This is a genomic window from Thermomonas beijingensis (genome assembly GCF_020034655.1).
Taxonomy (GTDB): domain Bacteria; phylum Pseudomonadota; class Gammaproteobacteria; order Xanthomonadales; family Xanthomonadaceae; genus Thermomonas; species Thermomonas beijingensis.
Genome location: NZ_JAIQDJ010000002.1, coordinates 230904 through 248450, shown reverse-complemented (window position 1 = coordinate 248450; position 17547 = coordinate 230904). Strand labels below are relative to the sequence as shown.

The 17547-nt window shown below is 61.1% G+C and carries 14 protein-coding genes; 3 read left to right on the top strand and 11 right to left on the bottom strand.

Annotation, left to right across the window (positions count from 1 at the left end; genetic code table 11):
- Positions 1–5: 5 nt before the first annotated feature.
- The 11 genes from K7B09_RS07005 to K7B09_RS06955 form a co-directional block, all read right to left on the bottom strand.
- On the bottom strand, positions 6–1664 hold the full coding sequence (locus tag K7B09_RS07005; RefSeq protein ID WP_223628218.1) for a ShlB/FhaC/HecB family hemolysin secretion/activation protein: 1659 nt from the start codon (positions 1662–1664) through the stop codon (positions 6–8).
- A gap of 32 nt (positions 1665–1696) precedes the next feature.
- Positions 1697–3886, bottom strand: a complete 2190-nt coding sequence (locus tag K7B09_RS07000) for a CHAT domain-containing protein (protein ID WP_223628216.1) — start codon at positions 3884–3886, stop codon at positions 1697–1699.
- 375 nt (positions 3887–4261) lie between these two features.
- The gene (locus K7B09_RS06995; RefSeq protein ID WP_223628213.1) at positions 4262–5539 is read right to left on the bottom strand and encodes a glutamate-5-semialdehyde dehydrogenase; all 1278 of its coding nucleotides are present in this window, start codon (positions 5537–5539) and stop codon (positions 4262–4264) included.
- A complete protein-coding gene (proB, locus tag K7B09_RS06990) occupies positions 5536–6669 on the bottom strand; it encodes a glutamate 5-kinase (protein WP_223628211.1) in 1134 nt (377 codons plus the stop codon). The genes K7B09_RS06995 and proB overlap by 4 nt, the downstream gene beginning before the upstream one ends.
- Positions 6670–6672: 3 nt before the next feature.
- Positions 6673–7968 carry an argininosuccinate lyase gene (gene argH, locus K7B09_RS06985; RefSeq protein WP_223628208.1) on the bottom strand — a complete coding sequence of 432 codons (1296 nt, stop codon included), beginning with the start codon at positions 7966–7968 and terminating at the stop codon, positions 6673–6675.
- Complete coding sequence (gene argC / locus K7B09_RS06980) at positions 7965–8924, bottom strand: N-acetyl-gamma-glutamyl-phosphate reductase (protein WP_223628206.1); 960 nt, start codon at positions 8922–8924, stop codon at positions 7965–7967. The genes argH and argC overlap by 4 nt, the downstream gene beginning before the upstream one ends.
- Entirely contained in the window at positions 8921–10192 is a 1272-nt protein-coding gene (locus K7B09_RS06975) for an acetylglutamate kinase (RefSeq protein ID WP_263296740.1), read from the bottom strand. The genes argC and K7B09_RS06975 overlap by 4 nt, the downstream gene beginning before the upstream one ends.
- Positions 10193–10292: 100 nt before the next feature.
- Entirely contained in the window at positions 10293–11372 is a 1080-nt protein-coding gene (locus K7B09_RS06970; protein WP_223628202.1) for an acetylornithine deacetylase, read from the bottom strand.
- Between the two features lie 3 nt (positions 11373–11375).
- Positions 11376–12584: an argininosuccinate synthase gene (locus tag K7B09_RS06965; RefSeq protein ID WP_223628201.1), complete on the bottom strand. Its 1209-nt coding sequence runs from the start codon at positions 12582–12584 to the stop codon at positions 11376–11378.
- Between the two features lie 65 nt (positions 12585–12649).
- Positions 12650–13651, bottom strand: a complete 1002-nt coding sequence (locus K7B09_RS06960; protein ID WP_223628200.1) for an N-acetylornithine carbamoyltransferase — start codon at positions 13649–13651, stop codon at positions 12650–12652.
- A gap of 251 nt (positions 13652–13902) precedes the next feature.
- Positions 13903–14364: a hypothetical protein gene (locus K7B09_RS06955; protein ID WP_223628199.1), complete on the bottom strand. Its 462-nt coding sequence runs from the start codon at positions 14362–14364 to the stop codon at positions 13903–13905.
- Between the two features lie 113 nt (positions 14365–14477).
- Between K7B09_RS06955 and cysS the strand changes: the two genes are divergently transcribed.
- From cysS to K7B09_RS06940, 3 genes are read left to right on the top strand one after another with little or no spacing between them, the layout of a single operon-like run.
- The gene (cysS, locus tag K7B09_RS06950) at positions 14478–15854 is read left to right on the top strand and encodes a cysteine--tRNA ligase (RefSeq protein WP_223628196.1); all 1377 of its coding nucleotides are present in this window, start codon (positions 14478–14480) and stop codon (positions 15852–15854) included.
- Positions 15851–16297 carry a SufE family protein gene (locus K7B09_RS06945; RefSeq protein WP_223628194.1) on the top strand — a complete coding sequence of 149 codons (447 nt, stop codon included), beginning with the start codon at positions 15851–15853 and terminating at the stop codon, positions 16295–16297. Before cysS ends, K7B09_RS06945 begins: the two co-directional genes overlap by 4 nt.
- Positions 16294–17526 carry an MFS transporter gene (locus K7B09_RS06940; RefSeq protein ID WP_223628192.1) on the top strand — a complete coding sequence of 411 codons (1233 nt, stop codon included), beginning with the start codon at positions 16294–16296 and terminating at the stop codon, positions 17524–17526. Before K7B09_RS06945 ends, K7B09_RS06940 begins: the two co-directional genes overlap by 4 nt.
- The last annotated feature ends 21 nt before the right edge of the window (positions 17527–17547 follow it).

The following is a 17547-nucleotide window of genomic DNA, read 5'->3' as shown; positions in this document are numbered from 1 at the left end:
TCTCCTCAAAATGCTTTTTGGATCGACCAAAACACGCGAGGATTACGATCCCCGCCATCGGTCAGGCCCGGCCCGGTTTCGCGCCAGGCGATACTCAAATTGATCGTGACCTTGTCGGGCTTACTCCAATTGAAGCCCAGGCCATAGCCGCGCAGACTGCGTGAAACATCACCATCGAGTGGCCGTGGCGTATGGAATTGATCGCCATGTGCGGCGTCATAAAATGCGAACAAGGTCGATTCTGGCTTCAGCGCAAAACGCAGCTCTACCGTCCCCAGCCAACCATCGTCGACCAGCACCTCACCTGTGGCATATGCGCGTACCGCCTTGGGCCCGCTCAAGGACAGCTTTTCGTAGGTATCCAGATTCTTGCTGGCGCGCTGCATGCCGCCACCCACAAACAAGCTGAACTTGGGTGCGAGATATTGCAGCCGCGCAAATTGCAATGTGAACTTGCTGAAGCCACCCTCGGTGTCATAACCGAACGGAGGCTTGTCGAAGGCTTGGCTCATGGCATCGCGCAAGTTCAGAGTGCCGTGATAGGCCATTGCGTTCAGACTGGTATAGCCGCCGCCGCCAAGCCGATCGCGATTTTCCAGCGAAATGCCAAGGCCGCCGCCGTTGATGCGTTTGCGGGTTTCATACCCGACGGCCTCAAACCGATCGGTCAGTGACTTGCTATCCAGCACTCCACGCAAAAACAGGTTGGTACTGCGCTGGCGAATGATCGGATAGCTGAAAGAAAGGTCTGCCACATTACCCACGCCGGTGGGCTTGAGCGGCGCAAATGGCCCACCCAATTCGTATTGCACGCGCGCCAAACCACCACCAATGCGCAAGCCGGAGTAACCCACTGGCGATTCGTAGGAAATGCGCCCGAATGCGGTGTGCATGCCTTGCGCGGCCATGATGCGCAGATCGAGATTATCGCCGCGCTCGAACGGGCTGGCCCAACGCATGCTGCCGGTCAAGCGGTAGCGACCGGAATCGCGGGTGCCGTAATCATCCAGTTCAAGACCAAACTTGAGCCGGTCACGCTCACTCACCACGACCTTCAAATCGGTGGCTCCCGAGGTGGTGCCTGCCGAGATGGCTGACTGCGGTTTGATCCCTGGCAGATCCGACAGCAACAACATGGCGCGCTCGTAATTGCGGCTATTGAGCGGCTTGCCAGGTTCCAGGATGGCCAAGGTCTTGGCAACGCGCTCTTTATGCAGTGGCGTTCCGGGGGCAAGTTCAATATTCACATCGCCCAGCTGGCCTTCCACCACTTGCAGCTTGACGCGCCCGTCCTTGACCTCCTGCACCGGCACGAATACTTGCACCAGCGCCAAGCCGTGCTTGCGATAGACATCGGTGGCTTTGGCCGCAATTCTTTCCAGATCCTGGAAGGTTACATTCTGGCCAATCATGCCTGCCGCTGCTGCTTGCAGTTCGCTTTCGGGAACGCCGGTAGCGCCGGCAAACTCCACCCCTTGCAGGACGAAGCTAGCCTGTGTCTGCGCAGCCATTTGCGGCTCTGCCAGTGCTTGTGCTTGCTGCGGCGTGGAGACAGCGGTTTGTTGCGGTCCCGCCTCGCTTCCTTCTGCAGCCTGCGCCAACGGCATACAAGCCAACAACAGCGCTGCAGTCAGCAGATTCCTGTGCATGTTCTGGGTATCCATGGTGTTCGTCCTGTGCCCCTGCCCGAACCGCTTCACTTGACCACCTGCAAGCGCCAGTTGCCGATCAAATTGAACGGTGCCCAGTAGTAGGGGTGCGTGGTTTCCGGGTTGGCCATCACTGCAAGCTGCGCCTGCTGCATGGCGTCTTGCACCTCCAAGCCTTTGGCAAGGTCGGTATAGAGGGTGGTCATCAATTCTTCGGTGGCAGCATCGGACACCGGCCACAACGACACCAACAAGGTTGATGTCCCGGCTGACAAGAACGAGCGGGTGAAGCCCAGCACTTCGTCGCCATTTTCAACGCGCCCCAATCCAGATTCGCAAGCAGACAGTGCCACCATCGCCACGTTGTTCAATTTCATGCCCAACACATCTTTTGCTTCCAAGTAGTTGGCTTGGCCATTTTCATCGGCCAGCAACACTTTGGAATGCAAGGGATCCAAGGTGTCCGCCATGGCATGGGCAGCGATGTGCACCAACTTGGCGTTCGGTGCATTGGCTTCGAAATTATCTTTGCTGGCCTGCTCGCGGAAGAACAACTTGGCACCCGGAAATTCCTTTGCCAACTCGTGCACTTCTTTTTCTGCACCGGGCAGTGGGTTGGCCACCTCCGGGTTAACCGCCGGATTGCCGAATGCCAGCAATTGCGCGCTGGTGGTAGGGGTGCGCTGCGCCAAGCGCGCCGCCACGCTGATCGAGGGCGCAATCGACATCGGATTGCGTTGGATCAGGTACTTGCCATCCAAGCGCAGGGCTTGGAATGGCAAGTAATGCAGCGGCCCATGCGGCACGATGATGATGCGCTTGCCCGCTGGCACACCCAAGGGTGCCAGCAACAGCTGGCCGATCTTGTCGCTGACCGTTTGCGCGCTGGGGCTCAAACGAATCAGCGCATCCCGATAGGCGTCGACCAAGCGCACCAAATCCTTGCGTGGCAAGGTCACCGGAAACTTCACCTCGCGTACGCCGTCCTTGGACAACACCCATGCCACCAAGCGATCCGGCAAGGTGTGATAGGCCACCACCACTTCGTCAGGCTTGAGCATCGCCTGCAAGGTCTGGGCATCGAGTGCGGTTGCCTCACCACGGTCGAGATCGGCACGCCCCGCCACCGCATCCAGCAGCGCACGCGAACGGCTGCGCTCACTGATATCGAACGCCTGATCGGCCTGCCCCAACTTGCTGTGCAGCGAGATCGCACGCTCGAATACTGCCTGCAAATCAGAGAACAAGCCCATCTTGAACTCATCACTGCGGAACTGCGAGCGCGCCTTGTCGAATACGCCAATCGCCTGATCCAGGGATTGTGCGGCATCGGTATCCTGCCCCAAGGCAGCCTGGCTCTTGGACATGCCATCCAATGCCCATGCACGATAGAAATCTTCATCGCCATCGGCCGGCGCATTGGCCAATTGCTGGTACAACGCCAAGGCTTCGGCCGGTTTCTGCTCGGCTAGCAGCAGACGCCCGCGGGTACGCTGCAGTTGTGCACGCTGCCTTGCATCGGCCGGCTCCTTGATGGCATCCAAGGTACTGCGCGCGCGCGCCAAATCTCCTGACAAGATCAGGGCATTGCTAAGTGAGGCATCGACCAGCGGGCGGAAGCGATCGGAGCTTTCACCCTGTGCCTGTTCGTACAACGCGATTGCCTCGGCGTAGTTGGCTTGGCGTGTGCGCACATCGCCTAGAATCTTGCGCGCCGGCCCATTGACCTGAGTGGGATCCTGGCCGGGGTACTTCAGCGCCAGATTGGCGAATTGTTCGGCGCGCTCCAGCTGGCCGCCGTAGCTGAACGCAATGGCCAGATCGCGATAGGCCTTGCCCAGCAGATCTTTATTTCCGGTTTGCAGTGCCACATGCAAAGCCTTGCTGGCGGCCTGCGCACTTTCGCGGAACTCGCCTTTTTCCGCCAACTCCACGGCTTGACTGCAATAGGCGTAACCGTCCAGTTTGACCTTCTCGCGATCATAGAGTGCAGCGCCATCGGCCGCCATCGACAACGCGGTATCCGCATCTTCCAGCTTGCCCAATGCAAGCAGTGCAGTTCTGGTGTCGTTTTCAGCGACATCCGGAACTGCTGACGCCGCCGAGACTTGCGGATCCTGCAGTGCGAGTGGCGAGGCAGCAGGGCCTTGCTGCCGCGTACTGATTTCAACATCCCGTGCCCCCGCATCCGGCGCACAGCCAGCGTGCACGATGGGACTGGCAAGTGCCAAGCTCAACACGGTGAGAATGAGGCTCGAAGCAGAATTCGCTGCGCGTACCATGCGATAAACTCCCAACAGACGATGCAGGCGCAACCTGCGAATGTGATGGAGTCTAAAATTCCGGCATCGGCCTATCCTATTCGCGATAAGGCATAGCACCAATTGCGTATGCTCATCTGTCCGGATAGGGTAAAAATGCCGTTGGCACTGCAGATGCCTGCACCAAGCCACCTCAATCGTGGTCAGTACACGCTCCCCGTACACAACTTTCAGACCCGTTCGTCTGATCTATACGTTGTTACAGGATGAATCCGGCCAACAGGGCTCATTGCAGCCCAACTAGGATGATCTGGTTGGCAACAAAAGGCACGATCCTTTCGATTGTCCTGACTACTGAATCGGGCTGGACAGCAAGTTCGGATGCCGTACCTGGCCGCTGCCATGCACTACAAAACGCTCAATGGTCAGAGACTCCACGCCCATCGGCCCGTAGGCGTGCAGGCGCGTGGTGGAAATGCCGATTTCCGCACCCAAGCCCAGCTGCCCGCCGTCATTGAAGCGCGAGCTGGCATTGACCATCACAGCCGAGCTGCGAATGGCGCGCACGAAGGCATCCGCAGCGGCGGCATCGTCGGTGACGATGACTTCGGTGTGGTCGGAGGTGTATTGCTGGATATGCGCGATGGCCGCATCCAGGCTATCCACGACCCGCACCGCAATGATGAGATCCAGAAACTCGGCGGCGTAATCGGCGTCGCTGGCCGCCACCACACTGGCATCGAAGGCTTGCGTGACTGCATCGCCACGCACTTGCACGCCACGCTGCTTGAGTGCGGCCAATGCAGCCGGCAAGAAAGCATCGGCAATATCGCGATGCACCAACAAGGTTTCCAGCGCATTGCACACCCCCGGGCGCGAGGTCTTGCCATCCAGCAGCAAGGCCAGTGCGTTGTCGCTATTGGCAGCGCGATCCACGTACAAATGGCAGACGCCCTGGTAGTGCTTGATCACTGGCACGCGGGCATGTTCGGCCACGAAGCGGATCAGGCTTTCGCCGCCGCGTGGAATGGCCAGGTCAACCAGGTCGGTGAGCTGCAACAACTCCAGGACATGTTCGCGCGCGGTATCGGTAATCAGCGAGACCGCCGCCGTGGGCAATCCCGCATTGCGCAGCGCCGCATGCAGGCAGGTGGCAATTGCGGCATTGCTGTGCGCGGCTTCCGACCCACCGCGCAACAGCACCGCATTGCCAGCTTTCAGGCATAGCGCTGCGGCTTCGGCCGTCACATTGGGACGCGCTTCAAAAATCATCGCAATCAGGCCCAGCGGGATGCGCTGGCGTTGTACTTGCACGCCATTGGGGCGGGTGTCACTGCGTGTGATTTGGCCGAATGGATCAGGCTGCGCCGCCACTTCACGCAGGGCGGTCGCCATACCCTGCACGCGCACCGCATCCAACAGCAGCCGGTCCAAGGTTGCGTTGCTGGCACCCCCTTCGCGGGCTGCCTGCATGTCCAACGCATTGGCGCTGAGGATGCTGACGTGCCCTTCCAGCAACTGCGCGGCCATGTCTTCCAGCAAGGCGCGGCGCTGCGCGCCACTACAAGCGGCGATCACACTCTGCGCCTGCCGCGCGGCCACGGCCAGATTGCGCACATATCCACTCATGCGGTTGCGTCCTGTTGCAGCAAAACCAGATCATCGCGATGGATCATCGCCTCGTCATAGCGGAACCCCAGCACACGCTCGATGTCGCGGCTGTGTTGGCCGGTGATGCGCGCACTGTCTTGCGCGTTGTATTGCGCCAACCCGTGGGCCAATGCATCCCCCGCCTCGTTGCACACCAGAACCACATCGCCGCGGCGGAAATCACCCGCCACGCGGCGCACACCACCGGGCAACAATGACGCGCCACGCAGCAGTGCCGCCTGCGCACCGGCATCCACGGTCAATGTGCCGGATACCGGCGCATGCCGCAGCCATTGTTTGCGCGATGACAAACGGTTGCCTTGCGCCGCGAACAAGCTGCCGTGCAATACGCCCTGCGCCAGGGCGGCCACGGTAGCGGCATCGCGGCCACAAAACAGTGCGGTGGCGATACCGGCCATCGCCGCCTTGTCGGCAGCCTCCACTTTGGTGCGCATGCCGCCGGTGCCCAATGCGCCCGCCGCGCCCGCCATCGCCAACACGTCTGGCGTGATGGTGCGAATGTAAGTGAGCGGGACGGCGTCGGGGTGGTGTTGCGGATGCGCGCTGTACAAACCGCCGATATCGGTGGCGATCAACAACACATCGGCATCCACCAGTGAGGCCACCGCCGCCGCAAGGTTATCGTTGTCGCCCAACTTCAATTCATCCACCGCCACCGTGTCGTTTTCATTCACTACCGGCACTGCCCCCAGCCGCAGCAACTCCAGCAACGCGCTGCGGGCATTGAGATAACGGCGGCGGTTGCGCAGGTCATCGTGGGTCAACAACACTTGCGCCACCGGTGCCTCGAAGAAGCGTTGCCACAGTGCAATCAACTGCGCCTGCCCGAGTGCCGCCAAGGCTTGTTTCGCCGCAATCGTGGCCGCTGCATCCTTGCCATTGGCCAGCAGCGCACGCCCGGCGGCGACTGCGCCGGACGACACAATCACCACTTCGCGTCCGGCTTGCCGGCTGGTCAACACAAACTGCGCCAAGCCCAACGCAAAGCGCGGGCTCAAGCCACCGCCATCGGCAGCAAGCAGGCTGCTGCCCACCTTCAGCACCGCACGTTTCCATGCGGGAAGAGGCTGCGATGCAAAGGTGCTCATGATTCAGGCCAGCGCCTCCCAGCGCATGTGCAAGGTATCCAACCGCAGATCGGCCGCCGCACCGGGAGAGGTGCGCACTTGCAGGGAACCCTCCGGCGTGCGCCCCAAGCCCGCGCTGTCGGCCGCGGCCGCCGCGGCTTGGTAGGCTTCGCGAAACGGCACACCGGCAATGGCGGCTTCCACCGCCACGTCGGTGGCGTACATGCCCGAATCCATCGCGGCACGCAGCTTGTCCGGGCGCCATTCCAGATTGGCCAATAACGCCGGCAACAATTCCAATGCCGCCAAGCCCCGCGCAAAGCCGTGCACGATGGCGGGCTTGCTGTTTTGCAGGTCGCGGTGATAGCCCGATGGCAGCGACAACAATTGTTCGATTTCGGTCCGCGCCGCCGCCACGCTGGCATGGGTGGCGCGCATCAATTCGATCACGTCGGGATTGCGCTTGTTGGGCATGATCGAGCTGCCGGTGGTGTACTGCGCCGGCAACGCCACGAAGGCATATTCGCCACTGGTGAACAGCGACAGATCCCACGCGATGCGACGCAAATCCAAAGTCGCGCTACCCAGTGCTTCCAAGGCCGCCAGCTCGAATTTGCCACGCGAAAGTTGCGCGTAGACCGGTGAGATCTGCATGCGCGCAAAACCCAGCGCCTGCGTGGTGTGTTCGCGATCCAATGTCAAGTTGACGCCGTAGCCGGCCGCCGTGCCCAGCGGGTTGCAGTCAACCAAGGCAAACGTGCTGTGTGCGCGAATGGCGTTATCGATGAACGCCTCTGCCCAGCCCGCCCACCACATGCCAGCGGATGACACCACCGCACGCTGGATATGGGTATAGCCGGGGATCGGCAACATCGCTTCGGCAGATGCGCGGTCCAATGCCACCTTGGCGATATCACGCGACAATTCGGCAACACGCGCCAATTTTTCTTTCAGCCACAGCCGTGTGGCCACCAGAATCTGGTCGTTGCGGCTGCGCCCGGTGTGGATCTTGCGGCCGGCATCGCCCAAGCGTTCGGTGAGCCGCGCTTCGATGGCGGAATGGCAATCTTCGTATTGTGCATCCAGCACGAATGCACCGGTACTGAAGTCCTCGGTGAGCTGCGCCAGTTCACGCTTGAGCGCCGCCAACTCGTCTGCGCTGAGGATGCCGACGTGCTGCAAGCCTTCGGCATGCGCGGTGCTGGCGGTGATGTCGTGCAGGAAGAATTCGCGATCCAGGATCACATCGTCGCCCGCAAGAAAACGCTGGATTTGTGCGTCCACCGCCACACCGGGTTTTTGCCAAAGCAGGGTTGTCATGCGGCGTGCTCCAAAGGGATTCCTGTCATCTCATCCAACCCGCACGCAAGATTGATGTTCTGCACCGCTTGCGTGGCCGCGCCTTTCAACAAATTGTCTTCGGTGGCCACCACCACCAAACGCCGGCCATCGCCACTCAAGGTAAAGCCGCCAATTTCGACATGGTGACGGCCTGCAATCCGGCTGACCCACGGCGCTGCCTCTTGCACATGCACCAAGGGCTCGCCCGCATAGCGATTGCGATAGCGCGCCAGCACTTCATCCAAATCAAACGCGATCGACAGATGCAAATTCGCAGTCAACGTGATGCCGCGAAAATGCGGTGCCACATGCGGCATGAACTCCACCGAATGCCCCAACTGCTTGGACACTTCACGTTCGTGGATGTGCCCGGTGAGCGCATACGGCATCAGGTTGTCGCGCAGCAATTCCACATTGTTCTTGTCGCTGGGCGTGGTGCCGGCACCGGAATAGCCGGACACGCCAAAACACTGCACCGGGCCATCCAGCACAGTGCGCATCGGTGCGATAGCCAACTGCATCGCGGTGGCATAGCAGCCCGGATTGCTGATCCGGCGCTGGCCTGCGTAGTCATGGCGGGTCAACTCCGGCAGACCGTAATACCAGCCGGGGTCGAAACGGTAGTCGGCCGACAGATCAATGAGGATCGGGTCCACGCCCGCCGCGTCGAATGCCTGCACGATAGCGGAGGCCTTGCCATTGGGCAGCGCCAGGAGCACCACATCGGCGCCGAGGGTTGGCAAGTCTTCGTGCGCTGGATTGCTGTAGCGCAATTGCCCCGTGTAGGCAGCGTTGTGGTCCGCCAAGCGCTGACCGTCCCATTCGCGCGAGGTGACAAACGCCAGTTCCAAGCGCGGGTGCGCTGCAATCAAGCGAATCAATTCCGCGCCGGTATGGCCGCGTGCGCCGACCAAGCCAACTCGCAACGTGCTCATACGGGTTCTTCCAGGGTGGCGGGGCGTTGCGCGCACAGCTGCACATAGCGTTCGATCCGGTCAAACCCGGCGCGGCCATACCAATACACCTTCCATTTGTCCTGTTTGATGCAGCCATCGGATTCCGCGTAATAGAACGGATTGACTGCATTGCCGTGGCGCGAACGCCAGAACAACATCGGGTTTTGCTCGCGCATCACCAACCACACCGCACGTCCCAGGCCTTCACCTTGTGCATCGTCCAGCACCGCAAATTTATCCAGATAAATGCCGGCATCCTCCTGGGTCAAAATGACCGCGGCACGGTAATTTTCACTGACGTAGGCACGGTGCAACTGCGTGCATTCGAAATAGTCCGGCAGCAATTTCCGGCCAAACGCCGAGTCAATCAATCCACGCAGACGTGGCAAGTCGAAATCCGCCCACGATGCGCCCTGCAGAACACGTTCACCGCGCCGCACCAGCGTGCCCGAGCCTTTGTGGGTGAACAATTCCTTGGCCAATTCCGATGGCTTGGTGATCGACACCGAGGAGGCCAACGGCAGGCCTTCCAGCAAGCCCTTGATTTGTTCGATCTTCACCCGCATGCCGCCTTCAATCCACGGCTGCTGCATCAGGTGGTCGTATTCGGTGGACAGATTGATCGAATCAATGATGCGCCCTTGTGCATCCAGCAGCCCGCCGGTACCGGTCAGGAACACGATCTTGTACGGCTGCAACACCTGTACCAATTCGTTGGCGGCAAAATCGGCATTGACGTTGAGAATCTGCCCGCCCACGGTCTCACCCAATGAGGCGATCACCGGGATCGAACCCGATTGCAGGCTGGCCTGGATCGGCGCCAAATCCACGCGCTTGACCTGGCCCACCAAGCCCAGGCGCTCGCGGTCCAGATAGTCGGCTTCAAACACGCCGCTGACAATGCTGGTGGCGCGGGCATCGGCCGCTTGTAGGGCTTCGACCAACTTCAAGTTCTGCGCATGGAACACGCGGCGCACAATGGCCAACGCTTCCGGCGAGGTCACGCGCAAACCATCGATGGTGTTCTTTTCGATACCGGCCGCCGACAGCTCCACATCCAATTGCGGGCCGGCGCCATGGATGACGATGGGCGTCAGGCCCACGTCCTGCAAAAACGCCAGCGATGAGACCAGCGCATCAAGGTCATCGCGCAACACTGCGCCGCCCACCTTGACCACCGCAAAGCGCGCGGCATCCAATTGCGAGAAACGCTTCAAGTACTGCGAAATTTCCTTGGCGCTGCCCATGCTGGACAGCAACCGCACAATGGTCTGGCGGGTTTGCGGGTCGTGCACGGCATGCGAATTGAGGATCGGGGTCACGGCAAATCCACTGTCAAGGTCATTGTCAAAGAATGCGGACGATGGCGTCGGCATAGCGCTGAAGTTGCGCCAGTGCCACCCATTCGTCGGCGGTGTGCGCCTGTGCAATATCGCCAGGGCCATACACGAATGCGGTCAAGCCGGCTTGCGAAAACAACGCGGCCTCGGTCCAGAAATCCACCGCGTTGCCCACCGGCAAGTACAGCGATTCGGCGAGTGATTGCGCGGCTTGCCGGCGCTGTTCGGCATACGTCGCATCGCCCGCAGGCAATGACGGGCCACGGAAGGTTTCTTGGTAGCGGTCCAGCGCGCCGGGGGCAGCACACGTGCCAAAGCGCGCATGCAGCGTGTCGATATCGTGGGAGGGCAAAGGCCGAAACCCGAAGCGCACTTCCGCGCTGGGTGCGATCACATTGGCCTTGATCCCCCCTTCCACCCTGCCAATATTGAAGCGCAAGCCCTGCAAGCCAGCGAAGCAGTGATTGGCTTCGCTGGCTACAAAATCCAGCGCCCCGCCGCCCCAGCGCATGGCCTGATGCAGCGCATTGGCATGCAGCGCATTCGCGCCGGACGCATGCCCCGCCTCGCCTTTGAATTTCAGCAAGACCGAGCTGATCCCGCGATGCGCCAATACCGCTTCGCAGCGCGTGGGCTCAGCGATAATGGCTTCAGAAAAGCCGTGATCGCTACCCAGGAATGCAGCAATGCAACGCGGATCATTGGCTTCCTCATCGGAGGAAAACAAAAACGCCGCATCCCCCTGCGTGGCATTGGCTGCGGTAATCAGCCCGGCTGCCGCGCCCTTGATATCGCAAGCACCAAGGCCAATGGCGCGATCGGCGCTGACCCGCAACGTAAACGGGTCGGCACTCCAGCCCTCCGACGAGGGCACCGTATCCAGATGCACATTGAAGACACGCCGCGGATTGCCACGCACCGCCAGCAGCGACACTGCGCCGTCACCGTGGTCAGTTACCTCACAACGATACCCCGGCAACTGCGCGCGGATGTAGTCGAAGATCCCGCCGCTACCAATCAGGCGCGGCGGGTTGCGGGTGTCGAAGGACACCAAGGATTCGAGATGCTGAAGAATGGTATTGAGCATGGCTTAGCGCTGCGCGTTGACCCCGGCCCACAACGTGCTGCTCATCCCGAACAACTTGATGAAACCCTCGGCTTCCTCCACGCCCCAATCGGCCGATTGCGCATAGGTGGCGCCCTTGCTGTTGAGGATATGCGCGGAGCGCACCGCTACCGCGTCCACGCGACCGCCGTGGGTACGCAACACCACTTCGCCATTGACCATGCGCTGCGAGGACGCCAGGAAGGCTTCAAGATCGGCCTTGATGGGGTCGTGATAGAAGCCTTCGTACACCAGCTCCACCCACTTGCGCGCAACTTCGGGCTTGAAGCGGTTTTGCTGTTTGGACAGCACCGCTTCTTCCAGCGCGCGATGCGCGGTGAGCAGTGCGATCAGGCCCGGCGCTTCAAACACGATGCGGCCTTTCAGTCCAATCGTGGTATCGCCGGTGTACATGCCGCGGCCCACGCCGTATTGCGCAAACATCGTATTGAGTTTGGCCAGGATTTTTTCGCCGGCGAGTACTTGCCCATCCAGCGCCACCGCCTGCCCTTGTGCAAACCGCAAGCTCACCTCCATTGCCTCGGCCGGCCACTGCTCGCGGCGCGCGCACCAACCGCGCGCACCGTCGCCGGGGGCTTCCCAACTGTCAATTTCGCCACCGGACATGGTCAGGCCCAGCAGGTTTTCATTGATGGTGTACGCCTTCTGCTTGGCACGCACAGCAAAGCCGCGATCTTCCAGATACGCCTGCTCATAGGCGCGGGTTTGGGTGTGCTCTTTTTGGATTTCACGGATCGGCGCAACGATGCGGTACTGGCCCTGCGACTTCACTGCCAAGTCAAAGCGCACCTGGTCATTGCCCATGCCGGTGCAGCCATGCGCGATGGCATTGGTACCCAATGCTTTCGCCCGCGCCAGCGCGGCATCCACGATCAGATAGCGGTCCGACACCAATAGCGGATATTGCCCCTGATAGCCTTCGCCGGCCCACACGAAGGGTTTGACGAAATCATTCCACAGCGCCGCGCCGCCATCGATGGTGACATGCGATGCCGCCCCCAGTTCGGCCGCACGCGCTTCGATGGTGGCGCGCTCCTCGGCACTCACGCCGCCGGTATCGGCAAACACGGTGTGCACCTGCCAACCCTGTTCTTGCAGATAGGGCACGCAAAAACTGGTGTCGAGGCCGCCGGAAAAGGCGAGAACGATGTCTTTGGAATCAGCAGCAGTCATGTGAGATCTCGGTGTCTATTCCCCCTGTTTGCAGGGGAGGGTTGGGGGGCTTGATCTTGGGAAATTCAGCGCAGCAGCGCCGCCATGATGGCTTTCTGCACATGCAGGCGATTTTCGGCTTCGTTGATGGCGATACAGCGCGGCGAATCCATCACCGCATCGGTGGCTTTGACATTGCGACGCAGCGGCAAGCAGTGACTGAACACACCGTCATTGGTCAGTGCCATCTTGGCTTCGTCCACGATGAAGTGCCGGTATTGGTCGCGGATCGGTTTTTCCGGTGCCCAGTTGCCGAAGTACGGCAGCGCGCCCCAGCTCTTGGCATACACCACATCCGCGCCGGCATACGCGCTTGCGATGTCGTGACTCACGGTCAGCGAGCCGCCGCTTTCCGCAACGTTGTCGCGTGCCCAGCCCATGTAGCGCTCATCCAATACATACTGTTCGGTGGGGCATAGCAACGTCACGTCCATTCCCATGCGCGTGGCAATGGTCAGCGCCGAATTGGCCACGGCGGTATTCAGCGGCTTGGGGTGGTAGGTCCAGGTCAGCACGTATTTCTTGCCGCGCAAATCACTGCTGCCAAAGTGCTCTTGCAGGGCCAGTGCGTGCGCCAATTCCTGGCAGGGGTGGGTGATGGTTTCCATATTGATCACCGGCACCGTGGCGTATTTGGCGAAACTCCTGAGTACGATGTCCTGGCGGTCGTACTGCCAATCCACAAACTTCGGAAACGCGCGCACGCCGATCAAATCCACATAGCGCGCCAATACCCGCGCCACTTCGGCGATGTGTTCCTCGGTGTCGCCGTCCATCACCGTGCCCAAATCGAATTCGATCGGCCACGCATCCTTGCCCGGCTGCAGCACGATGGCATGGCCACCCAGCTGGAATGCGCCCAACTCGAAACTGGTGCGGGTGCGCATTGACGGGTTGAAAAACACCAGCGCGATGGACTTGCCCTTCAGCGCATCCCCCAACTTGTTGCGCTTGAACTCGGCGGCCTGCATCAACAACGCGTTGAGGTCGGCGCGGCTCCAGTCTTGGGTATTGAGAAAGTGCTTCATGGGTTGGTTTTCGATATGGGCAGAAGGAAAGTGGAGGGCTGAAACGCAAAAACCCAGCCGCCAGGCTGGGTTTTCGGAAAAGTGACGCATGAACGCGATCCGGATTACCCAGCTGGAAATGGCGTTTCCGGTCGGCGCGCACGCGACGTCATGCCGGAGGCCATCCGGGCGGTGTCAGCGTAGCGCGTGGAAAGGTGGGCGTTCATTGCAGCGGCAATGGTCGCATGCCATGCCTGATAGCACAAGCGCAATCAATCGAAAGGATGTGGTGTGATCGAAATGCGGATGCGCAAGCGATTACCGGGGTCGCGGTCCATACGGGTGCGGAACTTGCTGCCGCGGTACATGTAATCCACGTCATAGGCAAGCGTGCGGCGAAATTCCTTTTCCACTGGCTCGACTCTGCAATTTTGCAAGCCAGCCGCCCGCTCTTCGGCATTGGTACCGGTACTGGAGAGGCGATCTTTGACTGAATTGACGATGCGCGCCAAGGTGGTGCCTTTGTCGGCATCCCTCACATCACAGACCCGTTCCATACTGGTGGTACGCAGCACCTGATACACCGGCCGCACCGACAAAACTTGCGCATAGTCGTAACGCACGTTTTCAAACGGCAATGTCACTTCACGCGGAGCGTCTTGCGCGCACACCGCACCGCCAACGAGCAACCCCGCAGACAGGCACAACACTGACATCCCATGGCGCAAGCTCATGACCCAAGTTTATCGGGCTGTCAGGGCAATCGAATGAATCGCCGCTGTCGCAGCGGCACGGCGGCGTTCGCCCAAGGCACCGTTACAATGGTGCATCCCACGCGCCTACTGCCATGAGCCTCTTTCTTTACAACACTCTGAGCCGCCGCCCCGAACTTTTCGTCCCGCTGGCTGCCAACTGCCCCACGATGTACGTCTGCGGCCCCACTGTTTACAACTACGTGCATATCGGCAATGCACGCGGACCGGTGGTGTTTGGCGTGCTGGCGGCGCTGCTGCGGCGGCGCTTCGGTGGCCTGCGCTATGCCCGCAACATCACCGACGTGGACGACAAGATCAACGCGGCGGCAAAAGCACTGGGCACGCCAATCAGCACGATCACCGACAAATACAGTGCGGCCTATCGTGACGACATGGCCGCGCTGGGCGTGAGCGGCGAATTTGCCCCCGATATCGAGCCGGAAGCCACAAGGCATATCGACCAGATCATTGCGATGATCGAACGCCTGATTGCCGATGGCCACGCCTACGCCGCCGAACATCACGTGTTGTTTGCAGTGGGTAGTTTCGCTGGCTACGGCAAGCTCTCGCGCCGCGATACCGACGACATGCTGGCCGGCGCTCGCATCGACGTGGCTCCCTACAAACACGACCCCGGTGATTTCGTGCTGTGGAAACCCTCCAGCGACGATCTGCCCGGCTGGGACTCTCCGTGGGGCCGTGGCCGCCCGGGTTGGCATATCGAATGCTCGGCGATGGCGGCGGCGCATCTGGGGCCTACCATCGACATCCATGCCGGTGGCATCGACTTGCAGTTCCCGCATCACGAAAACGAAGTGGCGCAAAGCGAGTGCGCGCACGGCGGCGCACCGTTCGCACGCTGGTGGCTGCACAACGGCATGCTCAATTTCGGCGGCGCCAAGATGGCCAAGTCGGTGGGCAATATCCAGCGTGTGCATGATCTGGTGCGGCAGCACCCGCCGGAAGCACTGCGCTATGCGCTGCTGTCGGCGCACTACCGGCAACCGCTGGAGTGGTCGGATACGCTGATCGAACAATGCGTGCGCACACTGGACCGCCTGTACGGGACACTGCGGGACTTGGCCGATGTGCAGGCCACTGCCGTGATCCCCGCCAGCATTGACGCGGCGCTGGACGACGACCTCAACACCCCGGCGGCGCTGGCGGAAATCGCGCGGCTTGCCGGTGAGGCACGCAAGGCCACCTCGCGTGAGGGTCGGACCACGCTGAAAGCGCAATTGCTGGGCGCAGGCAAGGTGCTGGGCTTGTTGCAGCAAGCACCTGCCGAATGGTTCGCGCGCGGCGTGTCGGGGGATGACGATGCGCGTATCCAAGCATTGGTGGACGAACGCGCCGCTGCCAAGCAAGCCCGCGATTTCGCCCGTGCCGATGCGCTCCGCGGCCAGCTCGCCGCCGAAGGTATTCTGCTGGAGGACACGCCGCAAGGTGTGCGCTGGAAGCGAGCATGAACACTTCCCCCTTCCCTCTCGAACCCACTGCTGCCGACGCCCAAGCCGCAATTGCAGATGAATTCGGCTTCTTCGGTGATTGGTCGGAACGCTACCAGTACCTGATCGACTTGGGTCACAAGCTGCCGGAGTTTCCGGAAGACTGGAAAACCGACGCGCACCGTCTGCACGGCTGCACCTCGCTGGTGTGGATCGTTGGCGAAGGCGATGCCGACAAACTGACCTTCCATTCGATCAGCGACTCGGTGATCGTCTCCGGCCTGATTTATCTGGCACTGCGCGTGTATTCCGGCCGCAGTGCACAGGAGATTCTGGCCACCACGCCGGACTACATCACACACATTGGCCTTGCCAAGCACCTGTCCCCTACCCGCAGCAATGGCCTGGCCGCACTGCTGGCTTTTATCCGCAATCGTGCAGAGCTTGCCCTGGGCGGCGGATGAACCCATCACTGCCATCGCCGCTGCGCAGCGTCGGGTTCCGCTGGCTGTTGCTGTATCGCATATGCACCTTGTTGTCGTACCAGATCGTGGCGGTGACGGTGGGCTGGCATATCTACGAGGTGACCCACAACACCTTGTCGCTGGGCTTGGTGGGCTTGGCCGAAGTCATCCCGTATTTTTGCGTGGCCCCGTTCGCCGGGCATCTGGTAGATCACTTGCCGCGCCGCAAGATGGGCGCCGCCGCCTGCACCTTGCTGGCCATCAATGCCGGCGTATTGGCCTTGGTGGCCGGCAACATTGCCTTGCACACCCAGGGCACTTGGCCCATCTATCTGGCGGTGGCCGTGGGCGGTATCGGCCGTTCGGTGCTCGGCCCTGTCTATAACGCTCTGTTCGCGCGCGTCCTGCAACGCGACCAATTTGCCACTGGCGCCAGTCTGGGCAGCGTGGTCTTTCAGGCGGGACTGGTATTGGGGCCAGCCTTGGGTGGCGTGCTGGTGGGCCTCTTTGGAAAATCCATGTCGTATGCAGTGGGGACAGGTTTTGCACTGATGGCAGCCGCCACCTTGCTGGCGATGCCGGTCACCGAGCCGGCCAAACTGCAGCAACCCGGCCCCATTTTTGCCAGCATTGCCGAGGGGGCACGCTTCGTGGCCGGCAACCAGATCATGCTGGGCGCGATGGCCTTGGACATGTTTTCGGTGTTGCTGGGTGGTGCTGTCTCCATGCTGCCGGCGTTCATCAAGGACATCCTGCTCGCCGGCCCGGAGGCGTTGGGCCTGCTGCGCGCAGCCCCCGCGATCGGCTCGATTGCGGTAGCGCTGTGGCTCACCCGGCATCCCCTGCAACGCCATGCCGGGCGCATTTTGCTGCTGGCGGTGGCGGCGTTCGGAATCAGTACGATCGCCTTTGCACTCTCGCGCAACCTGTGGTTATCCGCCGTGATTCTGGTGTTGTATGGGGCCTGCGATGGGGTGTCGGTGGTGCTGCGCTCCACCATCATGCAATTGGTGACACCCGACGAAATGCGCGGGCGGGTGTCATCGATCAACGGCATCTTCGTCAGCTCATCCAACGAACTGGGCGCGTTTTACGATGGCGTGATGGCACGGCTGTTGGGACTCGTGCCGGCGATTATCATGGGCGGCTGTGTGACCTTGGGCGTGGTGGCTATTACCGCCAAACGCGCCCCACGCCTGCGCACACTGGACATTCGCCAACTCCACTAAGCCAAAACCCCGCCGTGGCGG